The organism is Candidatus Campbellbacteria bacterium, assembly GCA_034521025.1.
Lineage (GTDB): Bacteria > Patescibacteriota > Minisyncoccia > Phycocordibacterales > JAXHMZ01 > JAXHMZ01.
On sequence record JAXHMZ010000003.1, the window covers coordinates 19,089 to 35,383 of the forward strand.

Here is a 16,295-nt window from a genome sequence, read left to right on the forward strand (position 1 = left end):
GTGAGCTTATCATTTCGCAACAGAAGCAAGCGTACATTAGTAAGTTACCTGGAGTATACACAGACGGTTCATCGGATCATTTTCACGGCAGGAATTTCCAGGAGATAGCGAACCTCGAAGATACAGGAATATCTTAATGATATCGTCTTACGCATGGGATATTCCCACAGCACCCTGAATATACACATCAGTGCTATCAGGAGTTTCTACCACCTGGTATTTAGAATAGATTTACAGGACATTGATCTTCCCAGGCCGAAAGCGGCAAAGGATTTGCCAAAGGTACTTTCCATGGGAGAATTACAACGTATGATAGAAGGTTGCGCCAATAAAAAGCACCAGCTGATTATCACCCTGCTCTATTCCACCGGCATGCGCAGGGCAGAGATACTTGACATAAAAACTACCGACATAGACCTGGAATCGGGAACCATCCGCATTCATGGCAAGGGCAACAAATTCAGGACGGCCTACATTTCAAAAAATCTACATAAGTTACTAACGGGATATTTAAAGGCATACAAGCCTGTTGATTACCTGCTTGAGGGACAGAACGGTCACCAATATTCAGAGACCAGCATTGCGAAAGTGATCCAGCGAGCAGCCAGGGAGGCCGGCATCAACAAGCGGGTGACACCCCACATGCTCAGGCACAGTTTCGCCACACATCTGATTTCAAAGGGCTCTGCCCTTCCCTACGTTCAGAAATTATTGGGACACAGCAACATTAAAACAACTTTGATATACACCCACGTCGCAGACAATGATTTAAAGAACCTTCCCAATCCCCTCGACGACATGGACCTCTAATCAGTAAATCTATCTTTTTCCTCCAGGAACAGTGCCAATAGCTTTTCCACAGCATTCACAGTAGCCTGTTGTATGTTCAATGGTCTGATCGGGATTAGCGGTCATTTCAAGGGTGGTGCCCTCATGCCCTTTTTGTTCACCGGGCTCACGTCCGGTTTTCTTCCGAAGGCTCTTGCGCTTGAAGACTCTGTTCTCATCCTTCGAGGGTGGAATGGAACTGTTATTACTATTCTCTGGATGTTCGTATTTGGCCAGCTTTTCTTTCAATTTGTCATTTTCTTTTCGCAAACCCTTTATCTCGCTGTGAAGGTCATTTACAAGATTGATCAGTTTCTCTATCTTCCTGGTTAAGGTGGCTATTTTTGAATCTGTTGTCACTCAGCAATCCAGATTATACTCAAAGAGCAGATGATTTATATTCAGCATACGATTTTATTGAAAAACATCGGCGACCTGCAAGGCCCAGCGATGAGTCCATGTTGGAAATCAGTATTGACCAATTCATATCTTATCTGTACATCATATCCTTTTTTCATACTGGATTTTAACGTGGACTTCAACCGCACCCACCTAAGGATAAATAATGATACCACCTATTTGGTTCCATTTTTTTACCATTTTTCTTAATTTTTTTTCATTCACCCCTATCCCTTTGTTCATAAGGCATCCAAGACTTATGTCCTAATTATTTATCCTTTTTTTTGGCAAAAACCCGCCTAAAAAGATTCACACTTTTGGCCCTATATCGATTAATCTAATAAAGGGGCCATTGTAAACGAGCTTCTTTTTTCAAGAAACAACAGATAGATTATAAACCAAAAAAATGAAAATCATGGAAAATCCAATGATTCTTATCCTCGGTCTCGTGATCATGATCAGTTTATTCGAGCAGATGTACCTTTTCTGGAAACAAAGAGTTCGTCCAACCCTTCAAAAGCACTATTTCACAGCAAAAGCAGATGTTGCAGCCAGGGAAAAAGGTCATTTGACGTCGAAGAGTCATCTCCCTAATTTGCAGAAAGACTTTTCCACGTTGAAAAGTACTTCTGCAGTTGTGCACAAAGACGTTTCCACGTTGAAAAGTGTTTCTGCAGTTGTGCAGACAGGCATTTCCACCTTAAAAAGTCTTTCTGCAGTTGTGCGAAAGTACTTTTCCATGTTGAACAGTGTTTCTGCAGTTCTGCAAAACTACTTTTCAACATCAAAATGTGTTTTTGCAGCAGTTCGGGTATATGATCAGAACCTGGAACGGCATGTTGGCGCATCTGCACATCTGGTACGCAGCATCAAAAAGTCTTTTTTTAGCACTGCTCAAATACATAAAAACCTCCATAAGGAACTCACCATTTTTACATAGGAATTTTCCCATGATCATGCGATTCATTTATTACCGGAAACAAGACGTTTCCAGCTGATTATAGAAGTTACGTAACTGTTTATATTTATTTATTAATTTTTAAATTTTTAAAATTATGAAAAATCATTTAAGACTATCACGCAGCGAAACTTGAAAGGTTTCAATTGGCTTTAACCAATGCAACGACAGATGCTGCCATTGCAGAAGCTTTGTCCAAATTCGGACTTTTTACGGAATCTCTTGAAGAGGGGAAAGCTCTGCTTGCCGCTACCCGGGAGGCTTTCGAACTTTTCAATTCTCGCAGGAGAAAGCGCACTGTTGTGTACGCCGAATTCAATAAGCAGAAGATGGCGCTCACAAAGCTTTATTTAAAACATCGCAAAATGGCGAAGCTTGTATTCAAAGAAAATCGGGAGGTTTATGAAAGCTTAGGCTTAAGTGCCAGGTACAGGACGACTTATGTTCATTGGATTGAAATGCTTAAAAATTTCTATTCGCAGGTCGGGGCTGACAATGGCATCAAAGAACAGCTGGCAAAGTTGAATATTACCATTGAAGAGTTGGATGCAGCAGCTTCAGCCATTGCTTCTCTTGAGAAAGCACGAGCCGATTACATGATTGAAAGGGAGCATCCAGGACTCAACAGATGCGAAGAATATCGCATTTTCAAAAATGGATGATTGGATGGCGCATTTCTTCGACCTTTCAAAAGTAGCGTTCAGGAAGCAGCCTCAGCTTATGGAATCATTTGGAATAGTCGTAAAAAACTAAGACAATGAATCTATTAAGAAAACAGGACAAAGCACTGCAAAGGAGGTATTCCCTCCCGGCAGAATGGCCACCAGGAACCGATAAAGCAGGCGGAGCATTGGTGTTCCGACTCTTCCGGATCAAACGCAGCGGTGAGATCTGTTAATTTTTAATAGGTTAATAGTGTGAAAAGGCTTCCTCGTACGGGGAGGCCTTTTTTTGTGCGCCGGCATGGGCATGAACTATATAGTGTGAAAGTTCCAGGCGCACTTTGAAAAAGGATTTACAATCTATCTCCCGGTTACAATCTATCTCCCGGTTATAATCTATCTCCCGGTTATAATCTATCTCCCGGTTATAATCTATCTCCCGGTTACAATAATTGCTTAACTGGCGAATCATTTCTGCCCCGGGCAGAAACTGTAATCAATTCCAAGCAGCATATTTTACAGCAGATCTTTAGTATCGATTCAAATTTTTTATTTACTTTTATTCAGCAAGCCATGTAAATGAATTTGATTTTGGATAATTCACAGACAGATTGCCAGACATATAGATAACAAAAGGTGTGTCTACAGGCTTAAAGCCTGCGAGATATACGAGATAAGAAATGTACACATAACAAACCAATTATTGTATTGTAGAAAAACCTTTAGTACACATAATAACCTTAAAACTAAAACAACCACAATAGACTAAACCGGACAAAAGGTTTTTACATAAACAATTGTAGGGCATTAGGTAAGTCGTGTAAGCTTGAAAAAAATGATTCATTAAAATTATTGTATGAAAAAAGTATCGTTATATGTATTTCTAATTTTTCTTTCGATTAGTACGTTTTCCCAAGGACATAAAATATCATCTAATACTGTTGATATGGATTATTATAAATGGATTACATTCCTTTCCGAAGGGAAAATAAATTGGACTAATCTTGATGATGATACATATATCGGAGAGTCTTTCCGATTTGTTATTACGACGTCTGAGATATACATTCAACTCTATATCGAGAAAATTACTTATGGGATGGAGGGATGTTGTAAAAATATTGCTAATAAAAGAGAGATTCCTATTGGTGAGATTTTTTCCAGATTTAATATTGTTGGGGAACGATGCTGTGTAACCTTTGGTGGTTGGAGAAGTCCAACATCATGTGAGGTAATTATTCATGATACAAAGTATTTGATAAAAGATTTAAATACGACTGAAATATCTATGTCAAAATTATAACGCCCTACAACAAACGATATAATTCATAGTTTTGTCACGCGTTTTGCTGGAGCGAGTTACCGGTTTTTTTCATAACTTTATTGTGAATCAATCATCCTGACATGACTATGTGTTTCGCAAAACCCGCGCCACCCTGTGACTCCCCAAAATCCCCTCGCCTAAAGAACGCGCCCACTGACTGCGCAAGGCCAGCAAGCTCCCGCAATCGCTCCCCGGGAATTTTGGGTAGCCCAGGGCCAACTACGAATCATATCGTCGGAACGTTAGTATAATACTCCTGAAATCCTAGACCAGAGGTTTAGTTAAAATTAATACATTAAATTTACTAAACCTATGACAAAACAATCAAGACGTAAATTCAGTGCGGAATTCGAGGCCAAGGTTGCCTTGGAAGCCATTAAGAACGAGAAGACCCTGGCCGAGCTGGGTCATCAATTTGAGGTTAATCCTGTGACCATCTCCAAATGGAAAAATGAATTTTTGGATAGGATGTCGACAGTTTTTGAAAACGGCACGGGCAAAAAATCGCAGGAGGACTCTCCGGATCTTGACAGGCTTTACGCTCAGATCGGGCAGTTAAAAGTGGAGAATGACTTTTTAAAAAAAAAGTGCCAGGAGACTGGGGATATCAGACAAAGAATGGAAATGATGCGGCCAAATCACAAAGCGCTATCGATACAGAAAGCAATGCGATATCTCTTCTATACCAGGAGTTCCTTATACTATCAGCCAGTTCCGGAAAAACCGGAGAACGTAAAGATGATGCAGATCATGGATAAGCATCTTCTGAAGCATCCTACCGAGGGAGTCGTATCAATGGTTGATATGCTGAAGGAAATGGGAATACCGGGTGGGGCCTAAAGCGGATCCGGCGCCTTTTTAAGCTCATGGGGCATCATACCCTTTATCGCAAGAAGAACCTTACAAAAGGAGCCTTAAACGAGTTTATTAAGCCCTACCTGCTTCAGAGAGATGAAGATCACGCACGCCAACCAGGTTTGGTGTACTGATATTACATATCCCCATGTCCAAGGGGTTTATGTACCTGACTGCTATTATTGATGTTTACAGCCGCAAAATCGTTGGCTGGGGCATCAGTAACAATATGAGTAAGCAATGGGTGCTGGGTGTCTTAAAAGATGCCATAGCACAGCACGGAAAACCAGAGATCACCAACACTGACCAGGGATCTCAATACACGAGTTTTGCCTGGACACATTACCTGGAAGAACAGGGAATACAAATATCAATGGATAGTAAAGGAAGAGCGATAGATAACATCTGGATCGAAAGGTTCTGGAAAAGCATCAAGTACAATTACATCTACTTTAAATCCTTGTGACAATGGTCTGGAACTTTTAGAAGGAGTCAGGGATTATATTGATTATTATAACCAGAAAAAACATCAAACAATTAAAAAGAAACCCAATGACGCGTATCAGGAATCTATCTGCAAAAATGCAGCCTAAAACAAACAAATATTTAACTTAACAAACTGCTCCTTTGGTACAGGAAATAGGGAGTATTATATAGCTACAATTGCCCTCAGAAAACTTAAGTGCTTCGAATCTAGTGAGAGAAGAATAACAAAAAGGAATAAACCAAGCAGGAGGTTTTATTTTCATCCCTCCCTCAGCAAGCACATTGTGACTGCCCTTCGGGACAGCCACAAAGAGCTTGCTCTAGAGCCCTCTTGACTATTCGAATAGGATGATTGCCGGATTAGGACTATTGCATGCCATTTTTTAAACTCGGTTATTTCACCTTTAATTATCTAGTTATCATGTTGGAAATGCATTTTATATTACTTCATAAGGCTAAGTAAGTCATGCATGACATATAGGTTCTCAACCGCATGTAAAATATCTTTTCAGGCTCGACCTTGTTGTATCTCTGAATAGAAAAATTGCTTTGGAACAATAATTAATTCTTACAATAATATAATTATCTATATTTTAGTGATATTTGTAATCGACAATAACTAAAGAAGTAATCATAAGAGCATAATTCTAGCTAAAATGGAAAGTTTTGAACTCTGTTTATTTGCATTAAACAGCAATTAAAATGCATTATGGAAAAAATTAGCTACAATCGAATTAAGGCTGTCTTGGCAGAGAAAAAAGTATCTTCAAAGGAGCTTGCAAGGAAACTTGATAGGACGGAATCTACCGTTTCAAGGTGGTGTACGAATGATGTGCAGCCTTCAATCGAAGTGTTCTATCAGATTGCCAAGTATTTGGAGGTAAACATTCGTGAACTATTTGTTCCAACAACGAATTAGAACTTATGGACGATATATCAGATAAAATAATAGATCTAAAAAAACAGCTTTATGAAGAGTTGGCAAAGGATGATTCTAACAATAATAAAATCCTTTCCATCTCTAAATGGATTGAGCTCGATTGGATGATACAAATGTGCGTTTCTCAATTGATGCAGGTGTTATTGACCGGCTAGGGGGATGAATTCAGTCAGCTCAGTTCAAGAAACGGCCGTTGCGGGGGCTTGAAAATTCCTATGACGCAGATGCTAAAGAGGTCATTTTAACTTTTATCGACACTGATAAGATTGGCGGGACTTTAAATATCAAAGATGATGGAGATGGAATGACAAAAGATGAGCTAATTGATGGTTTTATGAGAATTTCTTCTACAAGTAAAATACATAACCCCTATTCACGAAAATATAATAGGAAAAGAGCTGGTCAAAAAGGAATTGGAAGATTCGCAGTTCAACGCCTAGGAACCAATTTAACTATAATTACGCAAGTTGAAAACGCGAATTATGCTTTAAAGCTTACCATCAATTGGAGTGATTATCAAAGAGATAAAGATTTAACTTCTATCACAAACAAACTTGAGGAAACGGAAAAAATAAGAGAAAAGGGAACGACGCTGATAATAGGCGGATTAAAAGATAAATGGTCAACTTCAGCGATACAAAGAATCTACCGGTATGTTAATGACATTATCCAACCTTTTCCAATTTCGGAGAAAAGTGCAGACAAGGAAAATAAAAGGAAGGAGGAAACAGAAGACCCAGGATTCAAGACAAAGTTTATAATGATTGTCAATAATGAGACCAAAACGGTTGCTGATGACAGAATTATGGTTTATGACCACGCGTTGGCAACAATTGAAGGTTTTGTTGATGAAGGAGGAAACGGTGAATTCGAGGTAAGGAGTTCTAAATTGGATATTAATACTGGTGGGAAAGTTGGCAGTAATCCTGATGACAGTTCAATTCCATTTCAGAAAATAAAAGATACTTGGTTCCGTGCATATTATTTCTATTTACCAAAGACGTTATACCTTCTATGCATGTTTCAAGTATTCAGAAAATTGCTAGAACACAAGGCGGAATCAGGTTGTATCGAAATGGTTTTAGGGTGTTGCCATATGGAGAAGCTGGCAATCGGCTCACACTCTAGATAAATCCTCAAGGCAACGATCATTATTACCGGCTCACGCCAATATGAATTTTTTTGGATTTGTGGAAATTCCAGATGAAAATGAAGTATTCAATGAAACATCAAGTAGGGAGGGACTTGCAGAAAACGAAGCATTCATAGAGCTTCAAAATTTTATATATAGATCAATCATGTCTGGCGTGACTTAGATTCTGCAGAAGTAGAGAAGGTACCCCGAAGTAACATTCTGGACAGCAGAAAGATGAAAAAGGTAATCGGGAAAAAACCGATTTCGGGATAAAAAACATAGCCCATACACTTGCAGAGCTTAGATCGTGAACTTGAAGATGAATCGCAGGAAGTATTGAAGCTAAAAAAAGAAGAAAACGAAGAATTAAGAAAGTTCAAAAAGCAATTGATGAACTAGAAACAATTCAAAAAGCGGAGCAAGAAAAAACAATTAAAGAAAGGTCTATGCTGAGGGTCTTAAGTAGTGTGGGATTGACAGTTGGACAATTCATCCACGAGATAAAATATTACGTGAATGATATTCAAAGTGATATTAGATACCTTCTCGAACCGACTGCATGATGAAAAAGATATCATTAGCTCGGACTAAAATCTTAGACAACAATTTTTCTTCATTCCGAACTTATACTTCTTATTTCGATAATGTTATTTCTCAAAATGTCGTTCGGGAATTGCGACCTCTAAACCTTTCTCACATAATTACTCCATTCATCAATTCAATAAAAACTGATGCAAAAAAATCGGGAATTGAATTTGTAGAACCTATAATTGGAAATCCATATCTATATACAAAATCTATGCATCCTTCTGAATAGTTCTTCCAATCCTTTTCAATTTTTATACAAATTCTAAGAAGGCAATAAAAAGAGTTGGAGAAAAGGGGAAAATCCTAATTGAATGTGGAGCCGAGGACGAAATGCTTTTTTTAGAATTCTCTGATACAGGAGATGGTATTTCAAAAGAAAATGAAGAATTGATATTCGATGAATTTTATACAACTACATCAGCTATAGATTTAGAAAGTCTAAATCAAAGTAATGAGATTTTAGGTACAGGGTTGGGCTTGAAAATAGTTAAAGACATTATTAAAAGCTACAGGGGAAATGTGTATGTAGCATCTCCAAAAGCTGAATATACAACATGTATTCGTGTGGAAATTCCGAAAGCAAACGATAAAGAATTAGAAAGATATGGCTTATAAAATTTTATACATAGAAGATTTAGACCCTGGATCAATTATTCACGACCTGAACAGCCAAGGTTTTGAAGTTAAACATCACGTTCCGAAAAGTTTTGAGAAAACTATTAAAGAGGTAGATGGCTATGACCTTTTACTCTTCGACTATAGATTGACTGAAACAACAGCTATATTTGATGCCCCAACAATTGCACAAACATTACGAACAATTAACTCAGAAAAGCATAAGGATATTCCAATAGTGCTAATTTCAAGCGAAACAAAGATAAGTGATTATTATAAAGATTTAACAAGTCAAGACCTTTTCGATCTTTCTATTTCAAAGGACACTTTATTAAACAATCTTCAAAAATATTCTCATCGATTCATAAGTCTAATAAATGCTTATCAAAAAATAAGTGATGAGAAATTTGATGTTTTTAAGATTTTGAATATTACTGACGATCGAAAAGATATTCTCGACTATCGAGTTGTGGAAAAACTCAATCGAGAAATGTTTAGTAATGATGTATTTGCATTTTCAAGTTTCATTCTGAACAATTTAATACAGACTATCGGCCCTCTCCTAGGGGAAGATGTATTATCTGCAAGACTTGGGGTATCTAAAAAATCAAAAGATTGGGAAAAGCTTAAAAATATATTTGATAGTTTTAGATATCGAAGGCATTTTTTCAGGATTCATACAAACGTTGGTGGACCTGATGGTCTTATCGATTGGTGGAAAAAACATAATGAAGGAGGAGAACTCATTGCGTAAATTAAATGCAGAGCAGCGATTAAAGCAATTAGAGAAAATTACTGGATTATCCCTGTCAATTCAAGAGCCTACAAAATATGCTAAAAGTACTAGTTATTGGACAATCTGTAAGGAAACATCGTTACCAATAGACCCAATAGATGGATTAGAATTGTATAAAAAAGATTTATTGGAGTGGCAGGACAAAGAATACCTCTCAATTCAAGCTGGATTAGAACCCAAAAAGTTTGATGCAGCTACTGGAAAGCCTATCTTTTTTAGAATTCCTTAAACCTAATGAGAAAAATAGATTAAAATCAATAGCAAAAAGTATACTGAACGATTGGGACACATATCTATATTCCAGAGATTTATCCGATTTTATTCAACTTATAAGAGATTATGAAGTACCTATGGAAATAACTGAATTGGCCAATCTTGACAGTTATTTGCAATACAGTGGTGAAAAATTTCAAATTTCTGTTGAAAATATTGTTTTCAATATAGATAAAAAGATTTCTGGCACCATTCCATCAAACATTGATCATTTGGAAATACTATTTACTCACAAATGTGAAATAGATCCTGAGGTTGATGAAACATCTTACAATCCCACGATAGTGTATGATTTTCAACTCCATATTAAAGGATATGATGATGAGAAGAAAGAATATGTGAACTGGTGGCATCTAGATAAAAACATTGAGTCTGATACACCAAAATTCACTCACCCTTGTACCATTTTCAAGCAGGCGGAAATGAAATTGAATCAGTCAATTCAGGAGATTTAATCTTGTTAGGGGCTCCTAGATTGCCGCATCCTCCAATGGATCTATTCTTAGGTTTCCATTTTGTATTGAATAACTTCTATAGTTCAAAAGATTATGACTTCGTAAATCAATTACTGGAGGATATTACTTATCAAAAGATTATTTTGCAGGGCGCAACTACGTATGTGGGACAATTATTTTAAGGCATTTTCAGAAAACACACATAATCACTTTACGAGACAAAATATTTTCCGCTATCGTAAGTAATGAGTAAAGAAATATTTACATATCTTCGCTCGTATTCGGTCGATCCACAAAAGATCAATCGTCTGATTGTGACCGCTTTTTTGCATTCATTTGGTATAAAAAAAACGAAAAACAAGCTTTTAAATACTTTCCTGATAAATAAAGAAGATGAGGATTATTCAACGTTAAAGGATTTTCTTAGCAATTCACCATTTTTCAGATATTAGGAATTGATAGAGTTCCTTGAGTTCGTTATTTCACCTGAAGAAAAAGTAGTCACTGGCGCTGTATACACGCCTAAACATATCAGGGAATATATTGTAGAACAATGCTATGCAGATGTAACTGATTTTAAGAATTTAAAAATATGCGACCCGGCATGTGGTTGTTCAGGTTTTCTTTGCACTGCAGCAAAGTTAATCAAGAAAAACACTGATTTAACATATCGAGAAATCTTCGAGAGAAACATTTTTGGATTAGACATTCAGGAATTTTCTATAACTAGGTCTAAACTTTTATTGTCTCTATTCGCGATAACTGAAGGAGAAGCAGCGGATTTTTCTTTCAACCTACATCAAGGAAATGCATTGATTTTTAATTGGTCAGATGTTGTTCGTAATTACGAAGGATTTGATATTATACTTGGTAATCCTCCCTATGTTTGTTCCAGAAATATTGATAAAGAATCCAGACAATTTCTCTTAAATTGGAAAGTGAGCAATTCTGGACACCCAGACTTATATATACCCTTCTTTCAATTAGGAGTTGAAAACCTTAAACCCAACGGAACACTTGGCTATATTACCATGAATACTTTTTTTAAAAGTGTAAATGGCAGAGCAGTGCGACAATACTTTTATGAAGAAGCTTTAGCACTAAGAATTTTGGACTTTGGTAGTACTCAGGTTTTTCAAAGTAAATCTACATATACTTGTATTTGTATTATTAAAAAGCAAAAATCTTAAAACTATTGATTATGCCAATGGAAATACAAATTCCTTAAATAACGGTGTTTTTTTTGTTTCCATCCCTTATACAAAATTGAGTCATAAGAATGGTTGGAATTTACATCAGGATGGATACTTCTTTTCACGAAAAGTAATGCTTGCTTTCTCAGCGGAAGCCTATATTTACTTTCCTGGAGGATTCGGAACTCTGGATGAATTTTTTGAAATTGTAACTTTGGTTCAAACGCAGAAGATCCCGCGAGTGCCAATAATTCTTGTCGGTGAAGAATTCTGGGGAGCTTTGGACGATTTTATTCACAATATGTTGGTGAACAAATATCAAACTATCGGCCCGGGAGACGAAGAGCTGTACACAATGACAGAAGATATAGATGAAATTTCTAAAATAGTCAAAAACGCGCCTAAGCGTAAGGAATAAACAAAAAACCGCTTTTGAGAAGCGGTTTTTTGTTTTAGTCCTGTATTATCTGCTTATCCTTTAACCTCAGGCAGGTCTACCGTAGTGGTAATTTGAACTCTGATCGCACTACCACCTTCGGTTTCTACTCGCTCGTCCTCGTCCTCTTCAAAGGTACCGTTTTCGTTTGTATCTGTGTACAGCTCTACGTAGTATTGATCTCCTTCGGATGTGGACTCATCAAGCTCTACATTACCCGTCATATCTGTACCGGCCTCCACAAAAGCAGAACCGATAACTTCTCCGGGCTCACCGTCTACTTCATTTCTTACAACAACAAAACCGTCTTCTGTAAGATTGAGACTGTCATAAAAAACTACGTCTCCGGGAATTTGATCGTTCACTATTACTGAATTTTCACTGTCCCCACTAACACTGTTAAATTCTTCTTCATTTTGTTCTGGAGGGTTAACCTCTTCACTGCTAGGCCGTGTTAAAAGTAACGCAACCACCGCAACTACCAGCACAAGAAGTACCCCGACTGTTATGATAATTGATCTATTATTATTCATATGCACACAGTATACAACAAAAACACCATTTACAACAATGGCCTTATATTAATCCCTTCTTAGCCAAAATCGCGGAAATAGGATCGGTGGACTTACCGCGAGCCGGACTAATTTCACGTCCGTACGCTTTAAGTTTATAAGAAATGTCAAACCATTCATTTTTGGGCCAAAGATCCATCAACTCTTTCTCGACGATCTCGGGGTCATTGGTATTGACCAGACCAAATTTTCTCGCCAAGCGCAGAACGTGTGTATCCACTGCAATTCCATCAACCTCACCAAAAAGATGCCCGCGAACAACGTTGGCGGTCTTTCTGCCGACTCCGGGTAGGGAGGTAAGTTCTTCCATACTCTTTGGAATTCTTGCTTTAAATTTACTCTTGATAATACGAGCCGAGTCACGAATGTACTTTGCTTTAGCTCGGCTAAACCCGATTTCTAAAATATCCTTTCGCAGATCCTCTTCGGAGACCTCAGCGAACTTGTTTAATGTGTTGTATTTTTTAAATAATTTTTCCGTAACCTGATTTACTTTTTTGTCCGTAGTTTGAGCCGATAAAATTACCGCAAAAAGAAGTTCGTGGTTTTTAGAGTAATTTAAGGGCGTTTCTAGTTTTTCTGGATACAAGCGACTTAACTCAGCGATCACTATACGCGATATTTCCTTCCGCCTTTTCAGGTCTTCGCTATTTTTATTCATGGTATATTGACTGTGACATTACAAACCCGTTGTGCAACAATTATTGTATGCGAAAAATTTTTCTGCTACCACTCTTGATCATCACCTTCTTTTTAATAACAGTTTCCAGTATATCCGCGCAAGAACTTCAGCAAGAAACTGAAGAAGTATACAGAGCACGTATTATAAAGATCATAAACGAAGAAACCATAGAAGTAGAAGGCACAGACGTTGAAAATATATCTCAAGAAATAGTCGTAAAGATCCTCAATAAAGACAAAGAAGGCGACAGAGTGCAATTCACCAATGATTACATAAAGTTAGATCAGGGAGATGTAATTTTTGTAAACTATTTGCAAACTAACGACGGACAAGAAATATATTCTGTAGCCGAGCCTGATAGGCGAGGTGTTTTATCTATCTTTGCAGTAATTTTTGTTGCAACCTTTCTTTTGTTCGCGGGATGGCGAGGTCTACGTCCTCTTCTGTCATTAGTTGGAGTTTTTGTTGTAATATTTACGCTTCTAGTACCAATGCTTCTCTCGGGGGCTCCTCCGGTTTTAACCAGCGTTCTTTTTTCCATAGTGATCATGGCAATAGTAATGTTTGTTACTCACGGATTCAGTCCTTCAACCGTAGCAGCCTATTTGGGGACAACCACCACGTTGATAATAGCGTCAGTATTAGCTCAAATTGCCGTAACAACAGCCAACCTTTCTGGTTTTGGCACGGACGCGGCAATATACCTCAACATAAATACGGATGGCGCTCTTAATTTATCGGGGATCTTATTGGGATCAATAATAATCGGCGCCATTGGTGTTCTAGATGATATAGCCATTACTCAGACCGCGCTCACAGGGGAGTTGAAACTCGCCAATCCTTCACTATCTAGGAGTGAGTTATTCACAAGCGCTATGCGGGTCGGAAGAGAACACATAAGCGCGTTGGTTAATACTTTGGCTTTGGCTTACGCAGGTGCGTCACTGCCTTTATTGTTATTATTTTCACTTTCGGATCTTTCGCCATTACTGCTGATCAATCGTGAAATTTTTGCCGTAGAAGTCGTTAGAACTCTTGTCGGATCTATCGGACTTATCATAGCCGTTCCTTTAACAACCTGGTTTGCCATACTTTTGATAAACAAAGAAGACAAAACACTCGAAGGGCACTCCCATCACCATTAGATCAAATTAATAGCCTCTTTTAATGGTGTGGTTTTAATATCCGAGAAGTGCTTTCTAGCGTCCCTTTCCTCGTCAACCGTCATATCAGTCGTCGTCTTTTCCAAAAAAACATTCCAAGCGGTATGTTCATCGGAAGAAAGACTTGCCAAACGTTCACGCTTTGGTAGCGGAGAAAATCCCAAAGTATGACTTTTGCGCCTTTCTTTTTCTACAAAAAGATCTACAAACTCTTGATAGCTGATCTTATCATTTCCGCCCAAGTCAAACCTGTAAGTTCTCTCGATCTCATGATCTACAGCTCTAACTATAAATTCTACAGCTTCCTTTAAAAGTATTGGCTGACATTGAAACTCCTTGGCTTCGTCCGGCAAAAGGGGAGACACGTCGTCGGCCACGTATGAAGATATAGACTTGGCTAACAAAAGATCCACATCAAGCAACAAAGAAGCTCTGTACGAGGTTAGTGGTATCGCACTGTCTGAGAGAAAAGATTCGGCGCGCGCAAGCACATCTCTGTACACAGGCTGATTTGGTTTAGAGGTAGTGATAGATTCTAAAAGCACACCTCTGGAAACTCCGGCGACCAATGCCTTCTCTCTCACTTTTTTTAAAAATTCTGAACTACCGATATGAACATCTATCGGCTCAAGATCGTAAGCCAGAATAAAAAAAGTATCGATGTCCTTAAACATCTCTTCCGTTACTGATTCGATCTTAGGCGAGGCAATCAACATTACCTCGTGTCCTTCTTCTTCAAGTCTTGCTTTTATTCTGTCGCCAATAACGCCGTTACGACCAAAAATGACCATTTTACGTCCCGAAGGCTCGGCTTGATAAGAGCCCTGAATAGTATTTATAAACAGTTCTCTCGGCATATCTATTGGCCAGACGTTTCTGGTCGCCCCTCGTTATTTTCATCTGGGCTATCCGGATTAACCTCTATTTGAATGTCAGCACCCTTCAATCCCTCTTCTAGTTCTCTTAGTTGGTTCTCGTCCAAATCGTCATTTTCTACCCCTTCTTCTCCAGTGCCTTTAATAAAATTTATTCCTTCTACATTACCTACATCACTTTCACCGGATTCAGAAGCGGTATTTTCTTCTGGGCGTTTTTCCGTACTTTGGTTTTCTTCAGGACTAAAACGTTTTCTTTCTTCTTCAAACAACTCATCCAGACGCTTGCGAGCCTCTTCGGAAGGAGCTTTTTCGTCTCCGTTTTTGTTAGGGTCCTCGTTGTTCCTAAGATCTTTGTTGAGATCTCCCTCAAATGGATTAGGATCTTCTGGACTGTTTATTCCTCCTATCATTGCTCTACATTGTACACAAGCAATTTTGTTGTCGCAATGTCAAACTATTAACAATATAGAGTCTTTGGGGACTAATTTTCATATTTTTTAACGATCGCGCAACAGCATTGATGTTTTTAATATCAAGAAAATGTTGTACCCTGGAGGTACACGAGAAGATCACTAATTCGTGAAGATAAATCATCCATCACACAATTTATATGAGTTCAAAAAACATAAAACAACACAATTCATACGACATAAGTCTTCTTCAGTCTAAGGCATACAGGATGGTAAAGACCAAAATAAATGAGGCATTGGAAAAATCAGATATCTCGGCCACCGACTGGGCTATTTTAGGAGCGCTTGAAAGCGCCGATGAGCCTCTATTGTTCGGAGAATTAGCTGAAAGCGCCGGCGTAACCGCACCCAGAATAACCATTGTCGTCAACAATCTCAAAAACAAAGGCTGGGTGTCAATAAAAATGGACTCAAGCGACAGCCGACGTAAACGAGTTGCTTTATCCAAAAAAGGAAAAAATTTCATAAAAAGCACAGAGAAAAAAGTTCAAAGTGTAATTCAGGATTTCTTTAGTGACATTCCGGCCAAGCAAACAGAGTACTACTTTAAAGTTTTGGAGAAAATTTCCGAGAAGCATATATAGATT

21 protein-coding genes and 1 pseudogene are annotated in these 16,295 nt (G+C 38.1%); 17 read left to right on the top strand and 5 right to left on the bottom strand.

All coding sequences use genetic code 11. The annotated features are described in order from the left end of the window. The first annotated feature begins 153 nt into the window (after positions 1-153). Positions 154-810, top strand: a complete 657-nt coding sequence (locus tag U5L75_00730; protein ID MDZ7726090.1) for a tyrosine-type recombinase/integrase — start codon at positions 154-156, stop codon at positions 808-810. A gap of 75 nt (positions 811-885) precedes the next feature. Here U5L75_00730 and U5L75_00735 read toward each other — a convergent pair. Continuing rightward, positions 886-1,098: pseudogene (locus tag U5L75_00735) on the bottom strand (DUF6444 domain-containing protein). Positions 1,099-1,633: 535 nt separating this feature from the next. Here U5L75_00735 and U5L75_00740 point away from each other — a divergent pair. The 14 genes from U5L75_00740 to U5L75_00805 all read left to right on the top strand — a co-directional run bounded on the left by U5L75_00740 (position 1,634) and on the right by U5L75_00805 (position 11,925). Further along, positions 1,634-2,167, top strand: a complete 534-nt coding sequence (locus U5L75_00740) for a hypothetical protein (protein ID MDZ7726091.1) — start codon at positions 1,634-1,636, stop codon at positions 2,165-2,167. A gap of 164 nt (positions 2,168-2,331) precedes the next feature. After that, positions 2,332-2,847: a hypothetical protein gene (locus tag U5L75_00745; protein ID MDZ7726092.1), complete on the top strand. Its 516-nt coding sequence runs from the start codon at positions 2,332-2,334 to the stop codon at positions 2,845-2,847. Between the two features lie 856 nt (positions 2,848-3,703). Then, complete coding sequence (locus U5L75_00750; GenBank protein ID MDZ7726093.1) at positions 3,704-4,150, top strand: hypothetical protein; 447 nt, start codon at positions 3,704-3,706, stop codon at positions 4,148-4,150. 333 nt (positions 4,151-4,483) lie between these two features. Next, positions 4,484-5,011, top strand: coding sequence for a transposase (locus tag U5L75_00755; protein ID MDZ7726094.1), 528 nt, complete (start codon positions 4,484-4,486; stop codon positions 5,009-5,011). A 163-nt stretch (positions 5,012-5,174) separates the two neighbouring features. After that, a complete protein-coding gene (locus U5L75_00760) occupies positions 5,175-5,492 on the top strand; it encodes a DDE-type integrase/transposase/recombinase (protein MDZ7726095.1) in 318 nt (105 codons plus the stop codon). Between the two features lie 729 nt (positions 5,493-6,221). Beyond that, positions 6,222-6,431, top strand: a complete 210-nt coding sequence (locus tag U5L75_00765; protein ID MDZ7726096.1) for a helix-turn-helix transcriptional regulator — start codon at positions 6,222-6,224, stop codon at positions 6,429-6,431. A 5-nt stretch (positions 6,432-6,436) separates the two neighbouring features. Next, positions 6,437-6,607, top strand: a complete 171-nt coding sequence (locus U5L75_00770) for a hypothetical protein (protein MDZ7726097.1) — start codon at positions 6,437-6,439, stop codon at positions 6,605-6,607. 38 nt (positions 6,608-6,645) lie between these two features. Continuing rightward, positions 6,646-7,584 carry an ATP-binding protein gene (locus U5L75_00775; protein MDZ7726098.1) on the top strand — a complete coding sequence of 313 codons (939 nt, stop codon included), beginning with the start codon at positions 6,646-6,648 and terminating at the stop codon, positions 7,582-7,584. An 828-nt stretch (positions 7,585-8,412) separates the two neighbouring features. After that, positions 8,413-8,790, top strand: coding sequence for an ATP-binding protein (locus tag U5L75_00780; protein ID MDZ7726099.1), 378 nt, complete (start codon positions 8,413-8,415; stop codon positions 8,788-8,790). Beyond that, the gene (locus U5L75_00785; GenBank protein ID MDZ7726100.1) at positions 8,780-9,544 is read left to right on the top strand and encodes a hypothetical protein; all 765 of its coding nucleotides are present in this window, start codon (positions 8,780-8,782) and stop codon (positions 9,542-9,544) included. Before U5L75_00780 ends, U5L75_00785 begins: the two co-directional genes overlap by 11 nt. Continuing rightward, on the top strand, positions 9,519-9,815 hold the full coding sequence (locus U5L75_00790; protein ID MDZ7726101.1) for a hypothetical protein: 297 nt from the start codon (positions 9,519-9,521) through the stop codon (positions 9,813-9,815). Before U5L75_00785 ends, U5L75_00790 begins: the two co-directional genes overlap by 26 nt. Positions 9,816-9,936: 121 nt before the next feature. Next, entirely contained in the window at positions 9,937-10,314 is a 378-nt protein-coding gene (locus U5L75_00795; protein ID MDZ7726102.1) for a hypothetical protein, read from the top strand. A 455-nt stretch (positions 10,315-10,769) separates the two neighbouring features. Continuing rightward, positions 10,770-11,504 carry an N-6 DNA methylase gene (locus U5L75_00800; GenBank protein ID MDZ7726103.1) on the top strand — a complete coding sequence of 245 codons (735 nt, stop codon included), beginning with the start codon at positions 10,770-10,772 and terminating at the stop codon, positions 11,502-11,504. A 76-nt stretch (positions 11,505-11,580) separates the two neighbouring features. Beyond that, on the top strand, positions 11,581-11,925 hold the full coding sequence (locus tag U5L75_00805; protein ID MDZ7726104.1) for an LOG family protein: 345 nt from the start codon (positions 11,581-11,583) through the stop codon (positions 11,923-11,925). A 53-nt stretch (positions 11,926-11,978) separates the two neighbouring features. Here the strand turns inward: U5L75_00805 and U5L75_00810 are convergent, their stop codons facing one another. Together U5L75_00810 and nth are read right to left on the bottom strand one after the other, a co-directional pair. After that, positions 11,979-12,476: a hypothetical protein gene (locus tag U5L75_00810; protein MDZ7726105.1), complete on the bottom strand. Its 498-nt coding sequence runs from the start codon at positions 12,474-12,476 to the stop codon at positions 11,979-11,981. Positions 12,477-12,519: 43 nt separating this feature from the next. Further along, a complete protein-coding gene (gene nth, locus U5L75_00815; protein ID MDZ7726106.1) occupies positions 12,520-13,176 on the bottom strand; it encodes an endonuclease III in 657 nt (218 codons plus the stop codon). A 47-nt stretch (positions 13,177-13,223) separates the two neighbouring features. Here nth and U5L75_00820 point away from each other — a divergent pair, with 47 nt between their 5' ends. Then, positions 13,224-14,342: a YibE/F family protein gene (locus tag U5L75_00820; protein ID MDZ7726107.1), complete on the top strand. Its 1,119-nt coding sequence runs from the start codon at positions 13,224-13,226 to the stop codon at positions 14,340-14,342. On the opposite strand, the gene U5L75_00825 is transcribed toward U5L75_00820, so the two are convergent. Next, positions 14,339-15,217, bottom strand: a complete 879-nt coding sequence (locus tag U5L75_00825; protein MDZ7726108.1) for a hypothetical protein — start codon at positions 15,215-15,217, stop codon at positions 14,339-14,341. The genes U5L75_00820 and U5L75_00825 overlap by 4 nt on opposite strands. Before the next feature lie 2 nt (positions 15,218-15,219). Further along, a complete protein-coding gene (locus tag U5L75_00830) occupies positions 15,220-15,648 on the bottom strand; it encodes a hypothetical protein (GenBank protein MDZ7726109.1) in 429 nt (142 codons plus the stop codon). A gap of 200 nt (positions 15,649-15,848) precedes the next feature. Between U5L75_00830 and U5L75_00835 the strand changes: the two genes are divergently transcribed. After that, a complete protein-coding gene (locus U5L75_00835; protein MDZ7726110.1) occupies positions 15,849-16,292 on the top strand; it encodes a MarR family transcriptional regulator in 444 nt (147 codons plus the stop codon). Positions 16,293-16,295 lie beyond the last annotated feature (3 nt).

Bases quoted from the DNA above. Each gene is read 5' to 3' on its own strand.
- U5L75_00790 (MDZ7726101.1), top strand. From the start codon at position 9,519: ATGAAGGAGGAGAACTCATTGCGTAAATTAAATGCAGAGCAGCGATTA.
- U5L75_00760 (MDZ7726095.1), top strand. From the start codon at position 5,175: ATGTCCAAGGGGTTTATGTACCTGACTGCTATTATTGATGTTTACAGC.
- U5L75_00740 (MDZ7726091.1), top strand. From the start codon at position 1,634: ATGAAAATCATGGAAAATCCAATGATTCTTATCCTCGGTCTCGTGATC.
- U5L75_00820 (MDZ7726107.1), top strand. From the start codon at position 13,224: ATGCGAAAAATTTTTCTGCTACCACTCTTGATCATCACCTTCTTTTTA.
- U5L75_00750 (MDZ7726093.1), top strand. From the start codon at position 3,704: ATGAAAAAAGTATCGTTATATGTATTTCTAATTTTTCTTTCGATTAGT.
- U5L75_00835 (MDZ7726110.1), top strand. From the start codon at position 15,849: ATGAGTTCAAAAAACATAAAACAACACAATTCATACGACATAAGTCTT.
- nth (MDZ7726106.1), bottom strand. From the start codon at position 13,176: ATGAATAAAAATAGCGAAGACCTGAAAAGGCGGAAGGAAATATCGCGT.
- U5L75_00755 (MDZ7726094.1), top strand. From the start codon at position 4,484: ATGACAAAACAATCAAGACGTAAATTCAGTGCGGAATTCGAGGCCAAG.
- U5L75_00830 (MDZ7726109.1), bottom strand. From the start codon at position 15,648: ATGATAGGAGGAATAAACAGTCCAGAAGATCCTAATCCATTTGAGGGA.
- U5L75_00825 (MDZ7726108.1), bottom strand. From the start codon at position 15,217: ATGCCGAGAGAACTGTTTATAAATACTATTCAGGGCTCTTATCAAGCC.
- U5L75_00785 (MDZ7726100.1), top strand. From the start codon at position 8,780: ATGGCTTATAAAATTTTATACATAGAAGATTTAGACCCTGGATCAATT.
- U5L75_00810 (MDZ7726105.1), bottom strand. From the start codon at position 12,476: ATGAATAATAATAGATCAATTATCATAACAGTCGGGGTACTTCTTGTG.
- U5L75_00765 (MDZ7726096.1), top strand. From the start codon at position 6,222: ATGGAAAAAATTAGCTACAATCGAATTAAGGCTGTCTTGGCAGAGAAA.
- U5L75_00770 (MDZ7726097.1), top strand. From the start codon at position 6,437: ATGGACGATATATCAGATAAAATAATAGATCTAAAAAAACAGCTTTAT.
- U5L75_00730 (MDZ7726090.1), top strand. From the start codon at position 154: ATGGGATATTCCCACAGCACCCTGAATATACACATCAGTGCTATCAGG.
- U5L75_00795 (MDZ7726102.1), top strand. From the start codon at position 9,937: ATGGAAATAACTGAATTGGCCAATCTTGACAGTTATTTGCAATACAGT.